At 58.9% G+C, this 23,370-nt stretch carries 18 protein-coding genes and 1 pseudogene; 2 read left to right on the top strand and 17 right to left on the bottom strand.

Going from position 1 to position 23,370, the window contains the following annotated elements:
• Positions 1 to 69: 69 nt before the first annotated feature.
• The 17 genes and pseudogenes from AB5I78_RS06885 to rpsB form a co-directional block, all read right to left on the bottom strand.
• Positions 70 to 1,017, bottom strand: a complete 948-nt coding sequence (locus AB5I78_RS06885; protein ID WP_106577159.1) for an acetyl-CoA carboxylase carboxyltransferase subunit alpha — start codon at positions 1,015 to 1,017, stop codon at positions 70 to 72.
• A 129-nt stretch (positions 1,018 to 1,146) separates the two neighbouring features.
• Positions 1,147 to 4,668, bottom strand: a complete 3,522-nt coding sequence (dnaE, locus tag AB5I78_RS06880; protein ID WP_124416617.1) for a DNA polymerase III subunit alpha — start codon at positions 4,666 to 4,668, stop codon at positions 1,147 to 1,149.
• A 76-nt stretch (positions 4,669 to 4,744) separates the two neighbouring features.
• Positions 4,745 to 5,377, bottom strand: coding sequence for a ribonuclease HII (gene rnhB, locus AB5I78_RS06875; RefSeq protein WP_145161887.1), 633 nt, complete (start codon positions 5,375 to 5,377; stop codon positions 4,745 to 4,747).
• On the bottom strand, positions 5,374 to 6,513 hold the full coding sequence (gene lpxB / locus AB5I78_RS06870; protein WP_369300808.1) for a lipid-A-disaccharide synthase: 1,140 nt from the start codon (positions 6,511 to 6,513) through the stop codon (positions 5,374 to 5,376). Before lpxB ends, rnhB begins: the two co-directional genes overlap by 4 nt.
• 2 nt (positions 6,514 to 6,515) lie before the next feature.
• Positions 6,516 to 7,292, bottom strand: coding sequence for an acyl-ACP--UDP-N-acetylglucosamine O-acyltransferase (lpxA, locus tag AB5I78_RS06865; RefSeq protein WP_242194287.1), 777 nt, complete (start codon positions 7,290 to 7,292; stop codon positions 6,516 to 6,518).
• Entirely contained in the window at positions 7,289 to 7,729 is a 441-nt protein-coding gene (gene fabZ / locus AB5I78_RS06860) for a 3-hydroxyacyl-ACP dehydratase FabZ (RefSeq protein WP_016976866.1), read from the bottom strand. Before fabZ ends, lpxA begins: the two co-directional genes overlap by 4 nt.
• Positions 7,730 to 7,840: 111 nt before the next feature.
• Entirely contained in the window at positions 7,841 to 8,896 is a 1,056-nt protein-coding gene (lpxD, locus tag AB5I78_RS06855) for a UDP-3-O-(3-hydroxymyristoyl)glucosamine N-acyltransferase (RefSeq protein WP_262207035.1), read from the bottom strand.
• Positions 8,897 to 8,899: 3 nt separating this feature from the next.
• Positions 8,900 to 9,403 (bottom strand): OmpH family outer membrane protein, encoded by a 504-nt coding sequence (locus AB5I78_RS06850; RefSeq protein WP_003189173.1) that lies wholly within the window; start codon positions 9,401 to 9,403, stop codon positions 8,900 to 8,902.
• Between the two features lie 45 nt (positions 9,404 to 9,448).
• Positions 9,449 to 11,839: an outer membrane protein assembly factor BamA gene (bamA, locus tag AB5I78_RS06845; RefSeq protein WP_145161876.1), complete on the bottom strand. Its 2,391-nt coding sequence runs from the start codon at positions 11,837 to 11,839 to the stop codon at positions 9,449 to 9,451.
• A gap of 74 nt (positions 11,840 to 11,913) precedes the next feature.
• A pseudogene (gene rseP / locus AB5I78_RS06840) lies at positions 11,914 to 13,265 on the bottom strand (sigma E protease regulator RseP).
• Between the two features lie 53 nt (positions 13,266 to 13,318).
• A complete protein-coding gene (gene ispC, locus AB5I78_RS06835) occupies positions 13,319 to 14,509 on the bottom strand; it encodes a 1-deoxy-D-xylulose-5-phosphate reductoisomerase (protein ID WP_145161873.1) in 1,191 nt (396 codons plus the stop codon).
• Positions 14,506 to 15,315, bottom strand: coding sequence for a phosphatidate cytidylyltransferase (locus AB5I78_RS06830; RefSeq protein WP_145161870.1), 810 nt, complete (start codon positions 15,313 to 15,315; stop codon positions 14,506 to 14,508). Before AB5I78_RS06830 ends, ispC begins: the two co-directional genes overlap by 4 nt.
• Positions 15,316 to 16,071 carry a polyprenyl diphosphate synthase gene (gene uppS, locus AB5I78_RS06825; protein ID WP_017137143.1) on the bottom strand — a complete coding sequence of 252 codons (756 nt, stop codon included), beginning with the start codon at positions 16,069 to 16,071 and terminating at the stop codon, positions 15,316 to 15,318.
• A 17-nt stretch (positions 16,072 to 16,088) separates the two neighbouring features.
• Positions 16,089 to 16,646 carry a ribosome recycling factor gene (frr, locus tag AB5I78_RS06820; protein ID WP_106577169.1) on the bottom strand — a complete coding sequence of 186 codons (558 nt, stop codon included), beginning with the start codon at positions 16,644 to 16,646 and terminating at the stop codon, positions 16,089 to 16,091.
• The gene (gene pyrH, locus AB5I78_RS06815; RefSeq protein WP_003172271.1) at positions 16,643 to 17,386 is read right to left on the bottom strand and encodes a UMP kinase; all 744 of its coding nucleotides are present in this window, start codon (positions 17,384 to 17,386) and stop codon (positions 16,643 to 16,645) included. The genes frr and pyrH overlap by 4 nt, the downstream gene beginning before the upstream one ends.
• A gap of 212 nt (positions 17,387 to 17,598) precedes the next feature.
• Positions 17,599 to 18,462 carry a translation elongation factor Ts gene (gene tsf, locus AB5I78_RS06810; RefSeq protein ID WP_083359812.1) on the bottom strand — a complete coding sequence of 288 codons (864 nt, stop codon included), beginning with the start codon at positions 18,460 to 18,462 and terminating at the stop codon, positions 17,599 to 17,601.
• A gap of 191 nt (positions 18,463 to 18,653) precedes the next feature.
• Positions 18,654 to 19,391, bottom strand: coding sequence for a 30S ribosomal protein S2 (gene rpsB / locus AB5I78_RS06805; protein ID WP_003219330.1), 738 nt, complete (start codon positions 19,389 to 19,391; stop codon positions 18,654 to 18,656).
• 385 nt (positions 19,392 to 19,776) lie between these two features.
• On the opposite strand from rpsB, the gene map reads away from it, so the two are divergent.
• Together map and AB5I78_RS06795 are read left to right on the top strand one after the other, a co-directional pair.
• Entirely contained in the window at positions 19,777 to 20,559 is a 783-nt protein-coding gene (gene map / locus AB5I78_RS06800) for a type I methionyl aminopeptidase (protein WP_073522657.1), read from the top strand.
• Positions 20,560 to 20,624: 65 nt separating this feature from the next.
• Positions 20,625 to 23,327 carry a [protein-PII] uridylyltransferase gene (locus AB5I78_RS06795; protein ID WP_369300810.1) on the top strand — a complete coding sequence of 901 codons (2,703 nt, stop codon included), beginning with the start codon at positions 20,625 to 20,627 and terminating at the stop codon, positions 23,325 to 23,327.
• The last annotated feature ends 43 nt before the right edge of the window (positions 23,328 to 23,370 follow it).

The following is a 23,370-nucleotide window of genomic DNA, read 5'->3' as shown; positions in this document are numbered from 1 at the left end:
AGGCAAGCCAGCGCCCACACAAGCCTGCTCCCACATTAGTACTGCATTGTCTTCACGATCAGTGTTTGATCAGAGACCGTAGCTCATCAGGCGCTCGTAACGACGGGCCAGCAGCGCCTCGTTATCGAACTTCTTGAGCATCGCCAGTTGCGAACCCAGCTCAGCGCGCAGGGTGGCAGCAGCCGCAGCCGGGTCACGGTGGGCGCCGCCCAATGGCTCGGCGATCACTTTGTCCACGATGCCCAGGCCTTTGAGGCGATCAGCGGTGATGCCCATGGCCTCAGCAGCGTCCGGCGCCTTTTCGGCGGTTTTCCACAGAATCGAAGCGCAACCTTCCGGCGAGATCACCGCGTAGGTCGAATATTGCAGCATGTTCAGCTGGTCGCACACGCCAATGGCCAGTGCCCCGCCGGAACCACCTTCGCCAATCACGGTGGCGATGATCGGGGTTTTCAGGCGCGCCATCACACGCAGGTTCCAGGCGATTGCTTCGCTCTGGTTGCGCTCTTCGGCGTCGATGCCCGGGTAGGCACCCGGCGTGTCGATGAAGGTCAGGATCGGCATCTTGAAGCGCTCGGCCATTTCCATCAGGCGGCAAGCCTTGCGGTAGCCTTCGGGGCGCGGCATGCCGAAGTTGCGGCGGACTTTTTCACGCACTTCACGGCCTTTCTGGTGACCGATCACCATGACCGGCTGGTCGTCCAGGCGAGCGATACCGCCCACGATGGCCGCGTCGTCGGAGAAGTGGCGGTCGCCGTGCAGCTCGTCGAACTCGGTAAAGATGTGCTGAATGTAATCCAGGGTGTACGGACGGCGCGGGTGGCGTGCCAGACGCGCGATCTGCCAGCTGGTCAGCTTGCCGAAGATGTCCTCGGTGAGCGTGCTGCTCTTGTCTTGCAGGCGAGCGATCTCATCGCCGATATTCAGCGAGTTGTCATTGCCGACCAGGCGCAATTCTTCAATCTTGGCTTGCAGGTCAGCGATCGGCTGTTCGAAATCAAGAAAATTCGGGTTCATAAGCGTCCGTCTTGGGTCGACGGCCAAGGAGTGCCTGGCCAGCCGGTTGTCTATTCGCGCCCTACCTTAAGGGAGAGGCGCGTTTAGGTCGAGATTAAATGTTCAGTCGAGATCAGACGTATCTGACCGTCAACGGTATTGGAGGAAGACGTTGTCTCGCCCGAACTGGTCACGCAAAGCTTGAATCAAGCCATCGGCGGGATCAATTCGCCACGTCTCACCAAACTGCAACATCGCCTTGGCGTCATTGCCGGTGTACTCCATGGTCACCGGGCACGCGCCACGGTGACGCTTGAGCAGGTCACCCAACCAGCGTAGCTGATCGCCTTTGAGAGCTTCGGTCTTGACCTTCAAGCGCAGGCTTTCGGCGAGGTTGGTGCGCGCGTCTTCCATGCTCATCACCCGCTTGATCCGCAGGCGCAGGCCGCCGGAGAAGTCGTCGTTGCTGACCTCCCCTTCGACGACCACCATGGCATCGGTCTGCAGCAACGACTGGGCAGAGTGGAAAGCGTCGGCAAACAGCGACGCTTCGATCCGCCCCGAGCGGTCGTCGAGGGTGATAAAGCCCATCTTGTCGCCCTTCTTATTTTTCATCACGCGCAGGGCGATGATCATGCCGGCGACCGTCTGAGTGTCGCGCGCCGGTTTCAGGTCGATGATGCGCTGACGAGCGAAACGGCGGATTTCGCCTTCGTATTCGTCAATCGGGTGACCGGTGAGGTACAGGCCCAGGGTGTCCTTTTCGCCCTTGAGCCGTTCCTTGAGGGTCAACTCCTTGGCCTTGCGGTGGTTGGCGTAAACGTCCGCGTCTTCTTCGACGAACAAGCCGCCAAACAGGTCGGCGTGGCCGCTGTCGTGGGTGCGGGCGGTCTGTTCGGCCGCCTTGATCGCTTCTTCCATGGCGGTCAGCAGCACCGCGCGGTTGCGGTCGATATTGGCCTGATAAGCCTTGGGCTCATCATGGAAATACGGGCCAAGGCGATCGAGCGCACCGCTGCGGATCAAGCCATCGAGGGTGCGTTTGTTGATGCGTTTGAGGTCAACCCGCGCGCAGAAGTCGAACAAGTCCTTGAACGGCCCGTCCTGGCGCGCTTCGGTGATGGCCTCGACCGGGCCTTCGCCCACGCCTTTGATCGCGCCCAGGCCATAGATAATGCGGCCTTCGTCGTTCACCGTGAACTTGAACTCGGAGGCGTTCACGTCCGGCGCGTCGAGCCGCAGCTTCATGGTGCGCACTTCCTCGATCAAGGTCACGACCTTGTCGGTGTTGTGCATATCCGCCGAGAGTACCGCGGCCATGAACGGCGCCGGGTAATGGGCTTTCAGCCAGGCAGTCTGGTACGACACCAGGCCGTAGGCGGCGGAGTGGGATTTGTTGAAGCCGTAACCGGCGAACTTTTCTACCAGGTCGAAGATGTTACCGGCGAGGTCGGCGTCGATGTTGTTGGTGGCACAACCCTCAATGAAACCGCCGCGCTGCTTGGCCATTTCTTCGGGCTTTTTCTTACCCATGGCGCGACGCAGCATGTCCGCGCCGCCGAGGGTGTAACCGGCCATCACCTGGGCAATCTGCATCACCTGTTCTTGATACAGGATGATGCCGTAGGTTGGCGCCAGTACCGGCTTGAGGCCTTCGTACTGATAATCCGAATGCGGGTACGCCAGCTCGGCGCGGCCGTGCTTACGGTTGATGAAGTCATCCACCATGCCCGACTGCAGCGGGCCGGGACGGAACAGTGCCACCAGTGCGATCAAGTCTTCCAGGCAGTCGGGCTTGAGCTTTTTGATCAGCTCTTTCATGCCGCGCGACTCAAGCTGGAACACCGCCGTGGTTTCGGCTTTTTGCAGCAAGGTATAAGTCGGTTTGTCGTCCAGCGGGATAAAGGCGATATCCAGCGGCGCTTCGTTGACCTTGGCGCGGTCGCGGTTGATCGTCTTCAGTGCCCAGTCGATGATCGTCAGGGTCCGCAGACCCAGGAAGTCAAACTTCACCAGGCCGGCGGCTTCAACGTCGTCCTTGTCGAACTGGGTTACCAGGCCGTCGCCTTCTTCATCGCAATAGATCGGCGAAAAGTCGGTCAGCTTGGTCGGTGCGATCACCACGCCACCGGCGTGTTTACCGACGTTACGCACCACACCTTCGAGCTTGCGCGCCATGTCCCAGATTTCGGCGGCCTCTTCATCGACCTTGATGAAGTCGCGCAGGATTTCTTCCTGCTCGTAGGCTTTTTCCAGGGTCATGCCGACTTCGAACGGGATCATCTTCGACAGGCGGTCCGCCAGGCCGTAGGACTTGCCCTGCACCCGCGCCACGTCACGGATTACAGCCTTGGCCGCCATGGAACCGAACGTGATGATCTGGCTTACCGCATTGCGGCCGTATTTCTCGGCCACGTACTCGATCACGCGGTCGCGGCCGTCCATGCAGAAGTCGACGTCGAAGTCGGGCATGGAGACCCGTTCCGGGTTCAGGAACCGCTCGAACAGCAGGTCATATTCCAGCGGGTCAAGGTCGGTAATCTTCTGAACGTAAGCCACCAGCGAACCGGCACCTGACCCCCGGCCAGGACCTACCGGTACGCCGTTGTTCTTGGCCCACTGGATAAAGTCCATCACGATCAGGAAGTAACCGGGGAACCCCATCTGGATGATGATATCCAGCTCGAAATTCAGTCGGTCAACGTAGACCTGGCGCTTGGCCTCGTAGTCCTCGGTGGTGTCCTTGGGCAGTAGCACGCTGAGGCGCTCTTCTAGGCCATCGAAGGACACTTTGCGAAAATACTCATCGATGGTCATGCCATCGGGAATCGGGAAGTTGGGCAGGAAGTGCTTGCCCAGCTTCACTTCGATATTGCAGCGCTTGGCGATCTCGACGGAGTTTTCCAGGGCCTCGGGCAGGTCGCTGAACAGCTCCGCCATCTCGTCGGCGCTTTTGAGGTACTGCTCTTCGCTGTAGTTCTTGGAACGACGCGGGTCGTCCAGAGCCCGGCCTTCGCCGATGCACACGCGGGTTTCGTGGGCTTCGAAATCTTCCTTTTTGATAAAGCGCACATCGTTGGTTGCAACCAGCGGCGCGCCCAGCTTGTCGGCCAGGGCCACGGCGGCGTGCAGATGCTCTTCATCATTGGGGCGATTGGTGCGCTGGACTTCCAGGTAGAAACGGTCAGGGAAGACCTGCATCCACTCGCGGGCCAGCACTTCGGCTTCCTGCGGGTTGCCGCCGAGCAGCGCAATACCAATCTCACCCTCTTTGGCGGCCGAGAGCATGATCACGCCCTCGCTTGCCTCGGCCACCCACTCGCGCTCGATGATGATCGAACCGTTGCGCTGACCGTCGATAAAGCCACGGGAAATCAATTCGGTGAGGTTGCGATAACCGACGCCGTTCATCGCCAACAGGCTGATGCGGCTCAGGGGGTTATCCGGGTCTTTGTTGGACAGCCACAGGTCGGCACCGCAAATCGGCTTGATACCGGCGCCCATGGCGTTTTTGTAGAACTTGACCAGGGAACACATGTTGTTCTGATCGGTCACCGCTACCGCAGGCATGTTCATGCCCACCAGGGTTTTGACCAGCGGTTTGATCCGTACCAGGCCGTCGACCAGGGAGTATTCAGTGTGCAGGCGCAGGTGAACGAATGAAGCCGGCATAGTGATCCTGTTCTAATACGTGGAGACAACAAGGCCCGGATTGTACCGGGCCTTGAGCAAAACATCAGCCTCGCGACTAAACCTCGATGAGGCGCTCGCGCAGCTCGTAAGCCTGGCGGACCGGGGCGAACGAGCGGCGATGGATCGGCGTGGGGCCGAGGCGAGCGAGGGCTTCCAGATGAACGGGCGTCGGATAGCCTTTATGGCCACCCATGCCGTAGCCGGGGTAGATCAACTCAAACGCGGCCATTTCACGGTCACGACTGACTTTGGCCAGGATCGAGGCGGCAGCAATAGCCGGAACCTTGCTGTCACCCTTGACCACCGCTTCTGCAGGCATCGCCAGTTTTGGACAACGGTTACCGTCGATCATCGCCATTTTGGGCGTGATATGCAGGCCTTCCACCGCACGCTGCATGGCCAGCATGGTTGCGTGAAGGATGTTCAGCTCGTCGATTTCTTCGACTTCAGCCCGGGCAATATGCCAGCTCAGGGCTTTTTCGCAGATCTCGTCATAAAGCTTTTCGCGACGCGCTTCGGTGAGTTTTTTCGAATCGTTGAGGCCCAGGATCGGGCGGTTTGGATCGAGAATCACCGCCGCCGTGACGACGGCGCCACACAGCGGGCCGCGCCCCACCTCGTCAACCCCGGCGACCAGCTCGTGCACTTGCGCGACGAGGCTGAAGTCCAGGCCCATTTGCGTCGTCATAGGGCTTCCTGTTTGTGGCCAATCAAGGTCAGCACGGCGTCTGCCGCCTGGTTCGACGCATCACGGCGCAAGGTCCGGTGGATGTCGTCGAAACCACGGGTCTGTTCTTCGCCGCCGTCGATCAAGGGTAGTAGCGTTTGCGCCAGTGCCTGGGGCGTTGCATCGTCCTGCAACAATTCCGGGACCAGCAGACGCTGGGCCAACAGGTTGGGCAAGGAGATGTAAGGACTTTTGACCATGCGCTTGAGAATCCAGAACGTCAGCGGCGCCAGGCGATAGGCCACGACCATCGGACGCTTGTACAACAACGCTTCCAGGGTGGCGGTGCCTGAGGCGATCAGTACCGCATCACATGCTGCCAGGGCCAGGTGCGACTGACCGTCCAGCAAGGTGACCGGCAGCGTGCGCCCTTCCAGCAGCGTTTCGATTTGTGCACGACGTTGCGGGCTGGCACATGGCAACACAAAACGAATGCCGGGCTTCAACGCCTGCAGACGTTCGGCGGCGTCAAAAAACAGCGCCCCCAGACGACCGACTTCCCCGCCGCGACTGCCTGGCATCAAGGCTACCAGCGGGCCGGCGGGCAGGCCCAGTTCGGCACGCGCAGCCGCGCGATCAGCTTGCAATGGAATGGTATCGGCCAGGGTGTGCCCGACAAACCGCACCGGCACGCCCTTCTCTTCGTAGAACCGGGCTTCGAACGGCAGCAGTGTCAGCATCAAGTCGCAGCCTTCACGGATCTTGAGCACGCGCTTCTGCCGCCACGCCCATACCGAAGGGCTGACGTAGTGCACGGTCTTGATCCCGGCCTGGCGCAACTTGAGTTCGATATTGAGGGTGAAGTCCGGCGCGTCGATTCCGATAAAGACGTCAGGCTTTTCTTGGATCAAGGTTTGAATCAGCAGCTTGCGGCGAGCCAGCAGCTCGCGCAGACGACCCAGCACTTCCACCAGCCCCATGACGGAAAGACGCTCCATGGGGAAGTAGGACGTCAGCCCTTCGGCCTGCATGAGCGGGCCGCCCACACCGATAAATTCCACCGCGGGATGCTGGGCTTTGAGGGCCCGCATCAAGCCTGCGCCGAGAATATCGCCGGAAGCTTCTCCGGCCACCAACGCGATACGCAGATTAGCCATGATCAGCGGGTGATGCCGCGAGTCGATGCCTGGATAGAGTCACGGAACACCGCAACTTCCGGGTACAACGCTGCCGGCTCGGTCAGTTCGGCCAAGGCCTGGTCAACCGTCAGACCCTGGCGGTAAACCACCTTATAGGCACGGCGCAGGGCGTGAATCGCGTCTTCACTGAACCCGCGACGGCGCATGCCTTCGAAGTTCATGCTGCGCGCTTCAGCCGGGTTGCCGAATACCGTGACGAATGCCGGAACGTCCTTGCCGATCGCAGTGCCCATGCCGGAAAAGCTGTGGGCGCCGATATGGCAATACTGATGCACCAGGGTAAAGCCAGACAGGATCGCCCAGTCATCAACATGCACATGGCCCGCCAACGCAGTGTTGTTGACCAGGATGCAATGGTTGCCGATGACGCTGTCGTGGCCGATGTGGGCATAGGCCATGATCAGGTTGTGATCCCCCAGCGTGGTCTCGGCACGATCCTGCACGGTGCCGCGGTGAATCGTCACGCCTTCACGGATGATGTTGTGATCACCGATTACCAGGCGCGTTTCTTCACCCTTGTACTTCATGTCCGGGGTGTCTTCGCCTACCGAGGAAAACTGGTAGATACGATTGTGTTTGCCAATGCGGGTCGGACCTTTAAGGATCACGTGTGGCCCGATGACAGTCCCCTCGCCGATTTCAACACCTGCGCCGACGATCGACCAAGGGCCGACCTCAACGTCGGCGGCCAGAACGGCCGACGGATCGATGATTGCGCGAGGGTCAATCAAACTCATAGTTTGCGTTCCGCGCAGATGATCTCAGCAGAGCACACCGGCTTGCCGTCCACCGAGGCCTGGCATTCGAACTTCCAGATCTGGCGCTTGCAGCTGATGAACTTGGCTTCCAGGATCAACTGGTCACCCGGTGTGACCGGGTTGCGAAAACGCAGCTTGTCGGAGCCCACGAAATAGTAAAGCGTGCCATCGGCAGGCTTGAGGTCGAGCATTTTGAAACCAAGGATACCGGCAGCCTGGGCCATCGCTTCGATGATCAATACGCCCGGCATGATTGGATGCGCCGGAAAGTGACCATTGAAGAACGGTTCGTTGATGCTGACATTCTTGTAGGCACGAATGCGCTTTTCCTCAATGTTGAGGTCCACTACACGGTCCACCAGCAGGAACGGGTAACGGTGAGGCAGGTATTCGCGAATCTCGTTGATGTCCATCATTTCGGGGGGAAGCCTGTAATAAAGATTGGGGGCGGGCGGACAAAACGCACGCCCCGCTAGCAAATCAAGGAGGCAGTCTAGCGGCTGTGCACACTTGATATGGAAATGGTATCAGCCTTCTGATGAAGCATTACCGCCAGGGGTCACGTCCCCAACACGCTTTTCCAGCTGTTTGAGGCGTCGAGCCATGTCGTCGAGCTGCCTCAAACGTGCTGCACTCTTGCGCCATTCAGCCGCGGGCTGCATGGCGGTACCGGAAGAATAGGCACCGGGCTCGGTAATCGAGTGCGTCACCATGGTCATGCCGGTAATGAAGACGTTGTCGCAAATCTCGATGTGCCCCACCAACCCGACGCCACCGGCGAGCATGCAATGCTTGCCGATTTTGGTGCTGCCGGAAATCCCCACGCACGCGGCCATGGCGGTGTGATCGCCAATCTGTACGTTGTGGGCAATCTGGATCTGGTTGTCGAGCTTCACACCGTTACCGATGACGGTATCGGCCAAGGCGCCACGGTCCACTGCGGTATTGACGCCGATTTCCACGTCATCGCCGATCAGCACGCCGCCGACCTGGGCAATCTTGTGCCAGATGCCTTTGGCATTGGCAAAGCCAAAACCTTCGCCACCAATCACAGCACCTGACTGAATGACCACACGTTCACCGATACGCACGTCGTGGTACAGGGTGACACGCGGAGCCAGCCAGCCATCGGCACCGATCTCGCAGCGTGCGCCGATAAAGCAATGCGCACCTACTGTGACGCCGGCGGCAATGCGCGCGCCGCTCTCGATCACGGCAAACGCGCCAATGCTTGCCGCAGGGTCAACCCAGGCATCATCAGCAATGACCGCAGACGGATGAATACCGCCAGCAGCCTTTGGCTTTGGATCGAACAGGTGCGACGCCCGGGCATAAGCCAGGTAAGGATCGGCCACCACCAGCGCATCCCCGGCAAACCCTTCGGCATCAGCGGCCTTCAGCAACACGGCTGCGGCTTGGCTGTCGACCAGGTATTTACGGTATTGGGGATTTGCGAGGAAGCTCAACTGAGCTGGGCCAGCCTCCTGCAAGGTGGCTAGCCCAGTGATTTCTTTCTCCTTGGAACCACGCAAGGTGGCTCCAAGGAACTCGGCCAACTCGCCGAGTTTGATAGTCGCGGTCATGGCTTACTTCAGCTGGTTCATGCGCTCGATCACCTGGCGGGTGATGTCGTATTGAGGCTTGACGTCGATCACGGCGCCGCGCTCGAACACCAGGTCAAAGGCACCTTTCTTGATGACTTCTTCCACAGCGCTGTCGAGTTTCGGCTTGAGCTGCTTGAGCATTTCACGGTCGGCAACAGCTTTGGCTTCGTTCAGTTCCTTGGACTGGAACTGGTAGTCACGGGCCTTTTGCTTGAACTCAAGCTCCAGACGCTCACGCTCGCCTTGCTGCATTTTGTCGCCACCGGCTACCAGACGATCCTGGATGCCTTTGGCACTGCTTTCCAGCGTTTTCAGCTTGGTCAGTTGCGGACCGAATTTTTTCTCGGCATCCACTGCGTAACGCTTGGCCGCATCGGATTCCAGCAGAGCCATCTGATAGTTCAGGACGGCGATTTTCATTTCGGCGAAGGCCGGGGTGGTCACCAGCACGGTGGCCAGCAGAACCAATTGAGTCAACTTGCGCACGATGTACTCCTACAGAATCCGTTGTCGTTATCTTGGGTCAGACGCTTAGAACGTCTGGCCGAGGGAGAATTGGAAAATCTGGGTTTCAGCGTTATCCGGTTTCTTGATCGGCATGGCCAGAGCAAAGCTCAATGGGCCAAGCGCGGTCACCCAAGTCACACCAACGCCCACGGAGCTCGCCAGGTTGCTGAGGCTCACGTCGTTGCACTGGGTGTTGGACACGGAACCAGGTGCCGGGTTTTTAACCTGTTCGCACTTGGAGTCGAACACGTTACCCACATCCCAGAAGACCGAAGTACGCAGGGAACGCTGATCCTTGACGAACGGCAGCGGGAACAGAATCTCCGCACCACCTTGAATCAGAACGTTACCACCGAATGGCAGCGGATCGTTGTCCGAGTCAGCCAGAGTGCCCTGGTTACCCGTCACGCTGGCGCCACGGCTCGGCGTACCACGCGGACCCAAGGTGCTGTCCTTGAAGCCACGTACCGAGTTGAAACCACCGGCATAGTAGTTCTCGTAGAACGGCAGGCCACTGGTCGAACCATAACCGTCGCCATAACCCAGCTCAGTGTGCAGGCGCATGGTGTAGTTATCGCTCAACGGCTGGAACAACTGACCACGGTAGTCGAGCTTGAAGAACGACAGGTCGCTGCCCGGCGTAGTCACTTCTGCCGTGAGGCTCTGGGAGTGACCACGGGTCGCCAGTACGCCTTTGTTCAGGGTCGATTCCGACCAACCAGCCGAAGCCTTGAAGTTCAGGAACTGGTCACCCTCTTTGCGCACGAAGTCGAAGATTTCGTCCACGGTGTACACACCGGTCTTGATCTTGTCTTGTTGCGCGGTCAGGCCGAAGGTCAGGCGCGAAGTCTCGCTGATCGGGTAACCGATGTTCACACCGGCGCCGAGGCTGTCGATCGCATAGCTTGCAACGTCAACGTCGAGGTCTTTGTAGTCGGTGGTGCGATAGAAGGCGTTGTAGCCCAGGCTCACACCGTCAGCCGTCCAGTAGGGGTCGACATAACCGAAGTTATAGCGGCTCTGGTATTCGCTTCGGGTCAGGCCGATGGAAACCTTGTTACCGGTACCCAGGAAGTTGTTCTGGGTGATCGAACCACCGAGGATCAGACCGGCGCTCTGTGCAAAACCGACGCTGGCGGTGATCGAGCCCGACGCTTGTTCTTCGACGGCGTAGTTCACATCAACCTGGTCATCCACGCCCGGTACGGCCGGGGTTTCGACGTTGACTTCTTTGAAGAAGCCCAGGCGCTCAAGACGGGTCTTGGACTGGTCGATCAGGTAAGTCGACGCCCAGCCACCTTCCATTTGACGCATCTCACGACGCAGCACTTCGTCCGCAGACTTGGTGTTGCCACGGAAGTTGATGCGGTTCACGTAGGCGCGCTTGCCCGGATCAACGACAAAGGTGATGTCCACAGTGTGGTCATCATCGTGCGGAGTCGGAACGCCGTTGACGTTGGCGAAGGTATAGCCTTCGTTACCCAGACGACGGGTGATCAGCTCGGACGTGGTGGTCATCAGCTTGCGCGAGAACACCTGGTTTTTCTGTACCAGCAGCAGCGCCTTGACCTGGTCTTCAGGCACTTTCAGGTCGCCGCTGAGTTTCACGTCACGAACGGTGTACTTCTCGCCTTCGTTGACGTTGACAGTAATGTAGACGTGCTTCTTGTCCGGGGTGATGGACACCTGGGTCGAAGCGATATCCATGTTGATATAGCCACGGTCCAGGTAGTAGGAGCGCAGACGTTCCAGGTCACCCGAGAGTTTTTCACGGGCGTACTTGTCATCGTTCTTGAAGAACGACAACCAGTTGGTGGTCTTGAGTTCGAACAGGTCGATCAGGTCGTCATCAGCAAACTTGGTGTTACCCACCACGTTGATGTGCTGAATGGCCGCCACGGTGCCTTCGTTGATCTTGACCTTGAGGCCAACACGGTTACGAGGCTGCGGGATCACTTCCGTTTCCACGGTCGCGGAGTAGCGGCCCTGGGCAACGTACTGACGTTGCAATTCGTTACGCACACCTTCAAGGGTGGCGCGCTGGAAGATCTCGCCCTCGGCAAGGCCGGATTGCTTGAGCCCCTTCATCAAGTCTTCAGTGGAGATCGCCTTGTTACCTTCGATCTCGATACTGGCGACAGAAGGTCGCTCGACGACAGTGATGACCAGGACGTTGCCTTCGCGACCCAGTTGGATATCTTGAAAGAACCCGGTTTTGAACAGCGCACGAGTGGATTCCACCAGGCGACGATCATCCGCCTGTTCCCCGACGTTCAACGGCAAGGCACCAAAGACGCTACCCGCGGAAACCCGCTGGAGGCCGTTGACGCGAATATCGGAGATAGTGAAGGACTCGGCGTGAACTTCGGCGATCATCAATACGGTGAGAACCGCAGTTAGCAGCAGACGTTTCATGAAGTCCTTTCTTATTCCAACTGGCAATAAACAAACTGCCGCAAAATGCGGCAGATTCGCAATTCAGCGAAGCGTTACAGTCGTCCCAGATCGTTGACCAGAGCTAACAACATCACTCCGACCACCAAACTGATACCGATCTGTATCCCCCAACCCTGCACCCGATCCGACAAGGGGCGACCACGCACCCACTCGACCAGATAAAACAACAGATGCCCCCCGTCCAATACTGGAATGGGCAGCAAATTCAGAACTCCAAGGCTAATACTCAGATAAGCCAGGAAATTCAGGAAATCCGCGACACCCGACTGGGCAGAAGCGCCCGCCACTTTAGCAATGGTTATCGGTCCACTCAAGTTTTTTACCGAGAGCTCGCCGAACAACATTTTCTTGAGCGATTCGAGCGTCAGCACACTCATGGTCCAAGTGCGTTTTGCACCCTCGCCAATTGCCGCCAAAGGCCCGAAGCTGACCTCGCGCACCATCGATGGCGGCCACTCGACACCTTTTACCCCGGCACCGAGGTAACCCCCGGCCGCCTTGGCTTCCCGCGAACAGCCAGGGTCACTGGGACGTCGATTTGAGCACCATCGCGCTCAACTTTCAGCACAATTTTGGTATCAGGCCGTACACGCACCAGATCCACCACTTGCTGCCAGTCGCCCAGCGCCTGACCATCCAGCGCCAACAGGCGATCGCCCGTTTTCAGACCTGCGGCCTGCGCCGGGCCTTTCGGGTCCAGCTCGGCGAGCACCGGCGGCAGGGCCGGACGCCACGGACGAATGCCCAGGGACTTGATCGGATCAGGCTCTTCTGCGCCTTTGAGCCAATGGTCCAGGGACAATTCACGCGGCGTCTCAGCGGTGGAATCCTGCTCGCGCACCACCACATTAATAGTGCCGCTCTCGCCCATGCGGCGAACCAACTGCAAATTGACAGCGCCCCAGCCGGTGGTGGGCTCGCCATCAATGGAAACAATTTCCTGACCGGCGATCAGCCCGGCCTTGGCCGCCATGCTGTCCGCTTCAACTGCGCCGATAACCGGGCGCACCTGTTGGCTGCCCATCATGGCCAAGACCCAGAAGAACACGATTGCCAAGAGGAAATTGGCGATCGGGCCGGCTGCGACAATAGCGATACGCTGACGAACGGTCTTACGGTTGAAGGATTGGTCCAACTGATCGACAGGCACCTCGCCTTCACGCTCGTCGAGCATCTTGACGTAGCCGCCCAGCGGAATGGCCGCAATCACGAATTCAGTGCCCCGACGGTCGTGCCAACGCAGCAGCGGCATGCCGAAACCGACGGAAAAGCGCAGCACCTTGACGCCGCAACGACGCGCGACCCAAAAGTGGCCGAATTCGTGAAAGGTTACCAGCACACCCAGAGCAACCAGGGTGCCGACAATCATGTAGAGCGCACTCATCTAATTTCTCCGCATTCCAATCCAGTGCCTGAGGGCTCAAACCTGCCCACAGACTAACGCGCGTTGCGGTTCAACCACTGTTGGGCCAGGGCTCGGGCCTTTGTATCGGCCTCGAAAACTGCACCCAAATCATCCACTGCCACAACGGGCTCAAGGCTCAAAACGTCCTCGATGATACTCGCGATCTGCGGAAAGCGAATACGCCCATCAAGAAACGCCGCCACCGCCACCTCGTTGGCCGCATTGAGCACGGCCGGCGCACTGTTGCCCGCCTCCGCCGCTTGCCGGGCCAGACGCAGGCACGGGAAGCGCTGCTCGTCCGGCGCTTCGAAATCCAGGCGCGCAATGGCAAACAGGTCCAACGGTGCAACGCCGGAATCAATCCGCTCCGGCCAGGCCAGTGCATTGGCAATCGGCGTGCGCATATCGGGGTTGCCCAGCTGCGCCAGGACCGAACCATCGACATAGTCGACCAGAGAATGAATCACACTTTGCGGGTGAATCACCACCTCGACCTGATCAGGCCGCGCATCGAACAACCAGCACGCCTCGATCAACTCCAGGCCTTTGTTCATCATGCTCGCCGAATCCACGGAGATTTTTCGCCCCATCGACCAGTTTGGGTGTGCACACGCCTGATCAGGCGAGACATGCTCAAGATCAGCCAGCGGAGTTTGCCGGAAAGGGCCACCGGAAGCCGTCAGGAGAATCCGCCGCACGCCAACCTGGCTCAAGCCTCGGGCAAAATCACCGGGCATGCACTGGAAGATCGCATTGTGTTCGCTGTCCAGAGGCAGCAGCACGGCACCACTCTTGCGCACAGCCTGCATAAAGAGCGTGCCGGACATCACCAGCGCCTCTTTATTGGCCAGCAGGATCTTTTTACCGGCATCGACGGCGGCCAGCGTCGGGCGCAACCCTGCCGCTCCGACAATGGCTGCCACTACAGTGTCGACGTCAGGATCTGCCGAGACCTGGCACAAGCCCTCCTCGCCCACCAACACGTGCGTCGCAAGGCCTGCAGACCTCAACTGGTCCTGCAAGCCGCGCGCTACCGACACCTCTGGCACAACGGCGAATCTAGGCGTATGACGCACGCACAAGGCCAGCAACTCGTTCAAGCGAGAGAAGCCGGTCAGCGCAAACACCTGGTAGCGATCTGGATGGCGAGCAATCACATCCAGCGTGCTGAGCCCGACCGAGCCGGTTGCACCCAGCACGGTCACCTGTTGCAGGCGGCTCACGAAGCCGCCATCCACAACAGCACGGCGAAGATGGGAATGGCAGCGGTAAGGCTGTCGATTCGGTCCAGCACGCCGCCATGACCCGGCAGCAGGTTGCTGCTGTCCTTGATCCCGGCCTGGCGCTTGAACATGCTTTCGGTGAGGTCACCCACCACGGAGATAAACACCACAACGGCGGTGCCCAACAAGGCCAAGAGGATTTCCTTCACCGACCAGTCGCGCACTACACCGACCACCAGCGTGATCAACAACGTCAATGCCAAGCCACCGTAAACGCCTTCCCAGCTCTTGCCCGGGCTGACGGCTGGCGCCAACTTGCGCTTGCCGAACGCCCGGCCGGAGAAGTAGGCACCGATGTCAGCGCCCCACACCAGCACCATCACCGCCATGATCAGCCAGTTGCCCATCGGCGAATTCTTGATTTCCACCAGCCCTTGCCAGGCCGGCAGCAAAATCAGAAGACCAATCACCAACTTGCTGGCCACGCTGGACCATTGGGCGCTGGTGCGCGGGTAGGTCAGCACCAGGAAGGTCGCAAGCGCCCACCACAGTACCGCCGCTCCCAACACCCAAGGCACGACAATGCTCGAAAGCGTATGCATGAGAAACAGCAACAGGGCCACCACAGCGGCGTAAACCACGCGCGGCAACTGCTCGTTGAAACCGGCCAGGCGCGCCCACTCCCAAGCACCCAGGGTAACGACCAGGCCGATAAACAGCGCAAAGCCGGAACCGTCGAGCAGAAAAAAACCACACAAGGCAATCGGCAGCAGGATCAGTGCTGTGATGATTCGTTGTTTAAGCATTTAAACCCGGGCTCCAGCTTCGATCTGCTCGCTCGTTTTACCAAAGCGACGCTGACGGGAAGCGAAATCGGCCAGCGCATTGCGCATGGCATCGTGTTTGAAGTCCGGCCAGAACAGGTCGGAGAAGTACAGTTCGGTGTAGGCCAGCTGCCACAGCAGGAAATTGCTGATGCGGTGCTCACCACCGGTACGGATGCACAAGTCCGGCAACGGCAGATCACCGGTTACCAGGCAGGTTTGCAACAATTCGGGCGTAATGTCGTCGGGTCGCAAATGCCCGGCCTGCACTTCGCGGGCAAGCCGCTGTGCAGCCTGGGCGATATCCCACTGACCACCGTAGTTGGCTGCAATCTGCAGCACAAAACGGTTGGAGCCGGCGGTGATAGCCTCGGCTTCGCGCATGGCCGCTTGCAGTTCCGGATGGAACCGCGAGCGATCACCAATGATGCGCAGGCTGATGTTGTTGTCGTTGAGGCGCTTGGCCTCACGACGCAACGCCTTGAAGAACAGGTCCATCAAGGCGCTGACTTCTTCGGCGGGCCGTTGCCAGTTCTCGCTGGAGAAGGCAAACAGAGTCAACACCTCAACCTTGGCCTCGGCACACACCTCAATAACAGCGCGCACCGCATCGACACCCGCCTTATGCCCGGCGACACCCGGCATAAAGCGTTTTTTCGCCCAGCGATTATTCCCATCCATGATGATCGCGACATGGCGCGGCACCACGGAGGGCACAGTCTGCTTGGTCTTTTCCATGAAGGCGTCCTGACCCCTTATACGGCCATCAGGTCCTTTTCTTTCTCTTCCGTGGCCTTGGTGATCTGGGCCTCGGCGTCTTTGGTCAGTTTGTCGATATCAGCTACGGCGCGACGCTCTTCGTCTTCGCTGATTTCTTTGTCCTTGACCAGTTTTTTGAGGTCACCCAACGCATCACGACGAATGTTGCGCACGGCAACTCGCGCATCTTCAGCAGCGCTGCGCGCCTGCTTGGTGAAGCCCTTGCGGGTTTCTTCAGTCAGGGCAGGCATGGAGATCAGCAACAACTCGCCCAGGTTGGTCGGGTTGAGGTTCAGGCCGGCGCTCTGGATGGCTTTGTCGACGGCTGCGAGCATGTTGCGCTCGAAGGCCACGACTTGCAGGGTGCGCGAGTCTTTTACGGTGATGTTGGCGACCTGGGTAATGGAGGTGTCAGTGCCGTAGTACGGCACCATTACGCTGCCCAGGATGCTTGGGTGAGCCTTACCGGTACGAATCTGGCCAAAAGCATGGGCCAGAGACTCCAGGGATTTGTGCATACGCTCTTGAGCGTCTTTCTTGATTTCGTTGATCATTGTTGGCCTTCCTCGATCAGAGTCCCTTCCGCGCCGCCGTGTACGATGTTCAGCAGGGCGCCGGGCTTGTTCATGTTAAATACGCGCAGTGGCATCTTGTGGTCACGGCACAGGCAAATAGCCGTCAGGTCCATCACGCCCAGCTTGCGATCCAGTACTTCATCGTAGGTCAGATGATCGAACTTCTCGGCATGCGGGTCTTTGAATGGGTCTGCGGTGTAGACACCGTCCACCTTGGTGGCCTTGAGCACGACGTCGGCATCGATTTCGATGGCGCGCAGGCAGGCAGCCGAGTCCGTGGTGAAGAACGGGTTGCCGGTACCGGCAGCAAAGATCACTACTTCTTTGGCGTTCAGGTGACGCATGGCTTTGCGACGATCATAGTGATCGGTCACGCCAACCATGGAAATAGCCGACATCACGATCGCCGAGATATTGGCACGCTCCAGGGCGTCACGCATTGCCAGGGCGTTCATCACAGTGGCCAGCATGCCCATGTGATCGCCAGTCACCCGATCCATGCCGGCCGCACTCAGCGCCGCACCACGGAACAGGTTACCACCGCCAATCACCAGGCCGACCTGAACACCGATGCCGACCAATTGGCCGACTTCCAGCGCCATGCGGTCGAGCACCTTGGGATCGATCCCGAACTCTTCCGAGCCCATCAGGGCCTCGCCGCTAAGCTTGAGTAGAATGCGTTTATAGCGAGCCTGATAACCACTGCCCTGCTGAGCCATTGCGAATCTCTCCTGCGGCGTATTTTTTAAAAATTCTTGGCGAGCCGTTTACGGCTTGCGTTCACTCTAGCTGGACGCTGTCTCAGCGCCATCGGAACACGGCTTTGTAAGCCAGTTCCGAGAGGAAACCAAATAAAAATTGGTCTTCCCATTTGAAAAGAGGCTGCGCGCGTGAGCGGGCAGCCTCTTTCGGGCGACAGTTGAAAACTGTCTTATTGCTTGGCGGCAGCCAGCTGGGCAGCAACTTCTTCAGCGAAGTTGTCGACCGGCTTCTCGATGCCTTCGCCTACTTTGTAGTAAGTGAAGGAAACGATTTCAGCACCGGCTTTCTTGGCCAGTTCGCCAACCTTGATTTCAGGGTTCTTCACGAACGCTTGCTCAACCAGGCTCGCTTCAGCCAGGAACTTGCTGATACGGCCTTTGATCATGTTTTCAACGATGTTTTCTGGCTTGCCGGCGATCTTGTCAGCGTTCAGGCTCAGGAACACAGCTTTTTCGCGCTCGATTGCGTCAGCAGACACTTCCGACGGCAGCAGGAACTCTGGGTTGCTGGCCGCTACGTGCATAGCGATGTCTTTGGCCAGCTCAACGTCGCCGCCTTTGAGGGCAACCACAACGCCGATTTTGTTACCGTGCAGGTAACCGCCAACCACATCACCTTCGATGCGCGCCAGACGACGGATGTTGACGTTTTCGCCAACCTTGCCGACCAGTACCAGGCGAGCAGCTTCTTGAGCTTCGATCAACGGCTCAACAGTGGTCAGTTTGTCGGCGAACGCTTTTTCAACGCTAGCAGCAACAAATGCCTTGAAGTCGTCTTGCAGAGCCAGGAAGTCGGTCTGCGAGTTCACTTCCAGCAGAACAGCGGACTTACCGTCTTCTTTCAGAGCGATAGCGCCTTCAGCAGCTACGTTGCCTGCTTTCTTGGCAGCCTTGATGGCGCCGGAAGCACGCATGTCATCAATGGCTTTTTCGATGTCGCCGCCGGCCTTGGTCAAGGCCTTTTTGCAATCCATCATGCCTTCGCCGGTACGCTCACGCAGTTCTTTAACCAACGCTGCAGTAATCTCTGCCATTTCAAAATCCTCTTGGATAGGTTTTCAACCATTCCACCCGATCAAACGGGCGATCAATTCTTCCCGAATCACCCTTGTAGGCCGCTGCACGTTACAGAAGATGTAGCTGCGCTGCCGACAAATGGTTTTCGAGGTGGCAAAAAGGGGGCCAAGCCCCCTTTTTGCTTACTGAGTCAACGCCAGGGCGTCAGTTACTCAGCGGCAGCTACCGGAGCTTCTTCAACGAACTGCTCGGTACCGCCAGCAACGTGGTTGCGACCACGGATTACAGCGTCAGCCATCGAACCCATGTACAGCTGGATAGCGCGGATTGCGTCATCGTTGCCTGGGATGATGTAGTCAACGCCTTCCGGGCTGCTGTTGGTATCGACTACGCCGATAACAGGGATGCCCAGCTTGTTGGCTTCGGTGATCGCGATGCGCTCGTGATCAACGTCGATAACGAACAGTGCGTCAGGCAGACCGCCCATGTCCTTGATACCACCCAGGGAACGATCGAGCTTTTCCAGGTCGCGAGTGCGCATCAGCGCCTCTTTCTTGGTCAGCTTGGCGAAAGTACCGTCTTCGGCTTGCACTTCAAGGTCACGCAGACGCTTGATGGAAGCACGGATGGTTTTGAAGTTGGTCAGCATGCCGCCCAACCAGCGGTGATCGACGTACGGCGAACCGCAACGTGCTGCTTCTTCAGCAACGATCTTGCCAGCGGAACGCTTGGTGCCGACGAACAGAATCTTGTTTTTGCCCTGGGCCAGACGCTCTACGAAAGTCAGCGCTTCGTTGAACATTGGCAGGGTTTTTTCAAGGTTGATAATGTGGATCTTGTTACGCGCGCCGAAAATGTATTTACCCATTTTCGGGTTCCAGTAACGGGTCTGGTGACCGAAGTGCACACCGGCCTTCAGCATATCGCGCATGTTGACTTGGGACATGATAGTTCCTTAATAAGTCGGGTTTGGCCTCCACGTATCCCAATGACCAACCAGCGGCATTCGCCTCCGGCACCCAGGTCATCGTGTCGACACGTGTGTGGATTTAAGCTTTGCGGGGTATCCCCGGAAAGCGGCGCATTTTATACCACACGAAGGACAAAAACGAAACCCGCAATCACATTTGCCGTGATCGGCTTTTGCGTAAGCCTTTGAATAGAGCCAACATACCCCTACCTTATAGAGAGAAGCGATCGTCAGACGCTCATGGTTTGCCGCCCGCGTCTGGTAGAATCGCGTTTTTTGGGGCTTGTGCGAATTCTGCAACCTTTTGTCGCACGCCCGTAAACCGTATTGATTTCAGCGCGTCGCGCTAGAGAGAGCCTGTATGACCGTTACCTTGAAAACCGCCGAAGACATCGCAGGCATGCGCGTTGCCGGCAAACTGGCTGCCGACGTGCTGGAAATGATTGCCGAACACGTCAAGCCAGGCGTGACCACCGAAGCCCTGGACCGCATCTGCCACGACTATATTGTCGACGTGCAAAAAGCCATTCCTGCGCCGCTGAACTACAAGGGCTTCCCCAAGTCCATCTGCACCTCGATCAACCACGTGGTCTGCCACGGGATTCCGGGCGACAAGCCGTTGAAAGACGGCGACACCCTGAACATCGACGTGACCGTGATCAAAGACGGCTACCACGGCGACACCAGCCGCATGTTCCACGTCGGCACCGTGCCGGTCTGGGCAGAACGCCTGTCGCAGGTCACCCAGGAATGCATGTACAAGGCCATCGAAATCGTCAAGCCCGGCTGCCGCCTGGGCGATATCGGTGAAGTGATCCAGAAGCACGCTGAAAAGAACGGCTTCTCGGTGGTCCGCGAATTCTGTGGCCATGGCATCGGCAAAGTATTCCACGAAGAACCGCAGATCCTGCATTACGGTCGCGCCGGCACCGGCATGGAACTCAAGGCGGGCATGACCTTCACCATCGAGCCGATGATCAACCAGGGCAAGGCCGACACCAAAGTGCTGGGCGACGGCTGGACCGCCATCACCAAGGACCGCAAGCTCTCGGCACAGTGGGAACACACCCTGCTGGTCACCGAAACCGGCTACGAGATCTTCACCTTGCGCGCAGACGACACGATTCCACGCGTTTCAGCGTAAAGGTTGCTTGGGTTTTCCCCCAACGGTGTTGTGACTGACTGATAGATAGAAAGGAAAGCCGATCGATGCCCCAGGTGGATCCCGAACTCTTCGACCGTGGCCAGTTCCAGGCTGAACTGGCCTTGAAGGCAAGCCCGATCTTCGCCTTCAAGAAGGCTATTCGCCAGGCCCGCGAAGTGCTCGATGCGCGCTTTCGCAGTGGCCGGGACATTCGTCGGCTGATCGAGGACCGTGCCTGGTTCGTCGACAGCATCCTGCAAAAGGCCTGGGAACAGTTCAACTGGAGTGAAGACGCCGATATCGCCCTGGTGGCCGTCGGCGGCTACGGTCGCGGTGAGCTGCACCCCTACTCCGACATCGACCTGCTGATCCTGCTGGACAGCGCCGATCATGAGATCTTTCGCGATTCCATCGAGCGCTTTCTGACGCTGTTGTGGGACATCGGCCTGGAAGTCGGCCAGAGCGTTCGTTCGGTAGACGAATGCGCCGAAGAGGCGCGCGCCGACCTCACCGTCATCACCAACTTGATGGAAAGCCGCACCATTGCCGGCCCCGAGCGCCTGCGCAAGCGCATGCTGGAAGTCACCAGCACCGCGCATATGTGGCCGAGCAAGGAGTTCTTCCTGGCCAAGCGTGCCGAGCAGAAGGCCCGGCACCACAAGTACAACGACACCGAATACAACCTGGAACCCAACGTCAAAGGCTCACCGGGCGGACTGCGCGATATCCAGACCATTTTGTGGGTCGCGCGTCGCCAATACGGCACCCTGAACCTGCGCGCCCTGGCCGGCGAAGGCTTTCTGGTAGAGAGCGAAAACGCCCTGCTGGCCTCGTCCCAGGAGTTCCTGTGGAAAGTGCGCTATGCGCTGCACATGCTCGCCGGGCGCTCCGAAGACCGCCTGCTGTTCGACCACCAGCGCTCCATCGCCACCCTCCTGGGGTTTGAGGGCGAGGACGCGAAGACCAGCATCGAAAGCTTCATGCAGCAGTACTACCGGGTGGTCATGAGCATCGCCCAGCTCAGCGACCTGATCATCCAGCACTTCGAAGAAGTGATCCTGGCCCCCGAAGACGAAGCACCGCCGCAGCCGATCAACTCGCGCTTCCAACTGCACGACGGCTACATCGAGGCGCGCAACGACAACGTGTTCCGCCGCACCCCGTTCGCCATGCTGGAAATCTTCGTGCTGATGGCCCAGCAGCCGGAAATCAAAGGCGTGCGCGCCGACACCATCCGCCTGCTGCGAGAAAACCGTCATCTGATCGATGATGATTTTCGCAATGACATCCGCAACACCAGCCTGTTTATCGAGCTGTTCAAATGCAAAATCGGCATCCACCGCAACCTGCGGCGTATGAACCGATACGGCATCCTCGGGCGATACCTGCCGGAGTTCGGCTTCATCGTCGGGCAGATGCAGCACGACCTGTTCCACATCTACACCGTAGACGCCCACACGCTGAACCTGATCAAGCACCTGCGTAAGTTGCAGTACACCCAGGTGTCAGAGAAATTCCCGCTGGCCAGCAAGCTCATGGCCAAGCTGCCCAAACCGGAACTGATCTACCTGGCCGGCCTGTACCACGACATCGGCAAGGGCCGGCACGGCGACCACTCGGAAATCGGCGCAGTCGATGCCGAGGCGTTCTGCCAGCGCCATCAACTGCCGCTGTGGGACAGCCGCCTGATCGTCTGGCTGGTACAGAACCACCTGGGGATGTCGACCACCGCCCAGCGCAAGGACTTGTCCGACCCGCAGGTGATCCACGACTTCGCCGGCATCGTCGGTGATGAAACCCGCCTCGACTATCTCTATGTGCTGACCGTCTCCGACATCAATGCCACCAACCCGACATTGTGGAACTCCTGGCGCGCCAGCCTGCTGCGCCAGCTCTACACCGAGACCAAGCGCGCGCTGCGCCGCGGCCTGGAAAACCCGGTAGACCGCGAGGAGCAGATCCGCCGCACCCAAAGCGCGGCCCTGGATATCCTAGTGCGCGGCGGCAATGACCCGGACGACGTTGAGCAGTTGTGGTCGCAGCTGGGCGACGATTACTTCCTGCGCCACACTGCCGGCGACGTGGCCTGGCACAGTGACGCGATCCTGCAGCAGCCCGCCGATGGTGGCCCGCTGGTACTGATCAAGGAAACCACCCAGCGTGAATTCGAGGGTGGCACGCAGATCTTCATCTATGCGCCCGACCAGCACGACTTCTTCGCCGTGACCGTGGCGGCCATGGACCAGCTCAACCTGAACATCCATGACGCGCGGGTCATCACCTCGAGCAGCCAGTTCACCCTCGACACCTACATCGTGCTCGACACCGACGGCGACTCCATCGGCGATAACCCGGTGCGCGTGAAAAAGATCCGCGAAGGCCTGACCGAAGCGCTGCGCAACCCGGACGATTACCCGACGATCATCCAGCGTCGGGTACCGCGTCAGCTCAAGCACTTTGCCTTTGCGCCTCAGGTGACCATTTCCAACGACGCCCAGCGCCCGGTGACCGTGCTGGAGCTCAGCGCGCCGGACCGCCCCGGCTTGCTGGCGCGCATCGGCGGGATTTTCCTGGAGTTCGACCTGTCGTTGCAGAACGCCAAGATTGCGACCCTCGGCGAGCGCGTGGAGGACGTGTTCTTCATTACCGACGCCGACAACCAGCCGCTGTCCGACCCTGAACTGTGCCGACGTTTGCAGGACGCAATCGTCCAGCAACTGAGCGTGACCCAGGAACCCGGCGTCGAGCTGACGCGGCTGACGATTTGATTTCTTAACTGTGTGAACGCGATTCATGTGGGAGCTGGCTTGC

It is taken from the genome of Pseudomonas sp. N2-3-1-14, assembly GCF_041228395.1.
Lineage (GTDB): Bacteria > Pseudomonadota > Gammaproteobacteria > Pseudomonadales > Pseudomonadaceae > Aquipseudomonas.
This window is presented reverse-complemented; position numbering and strand designations above follow the sequence as displayed.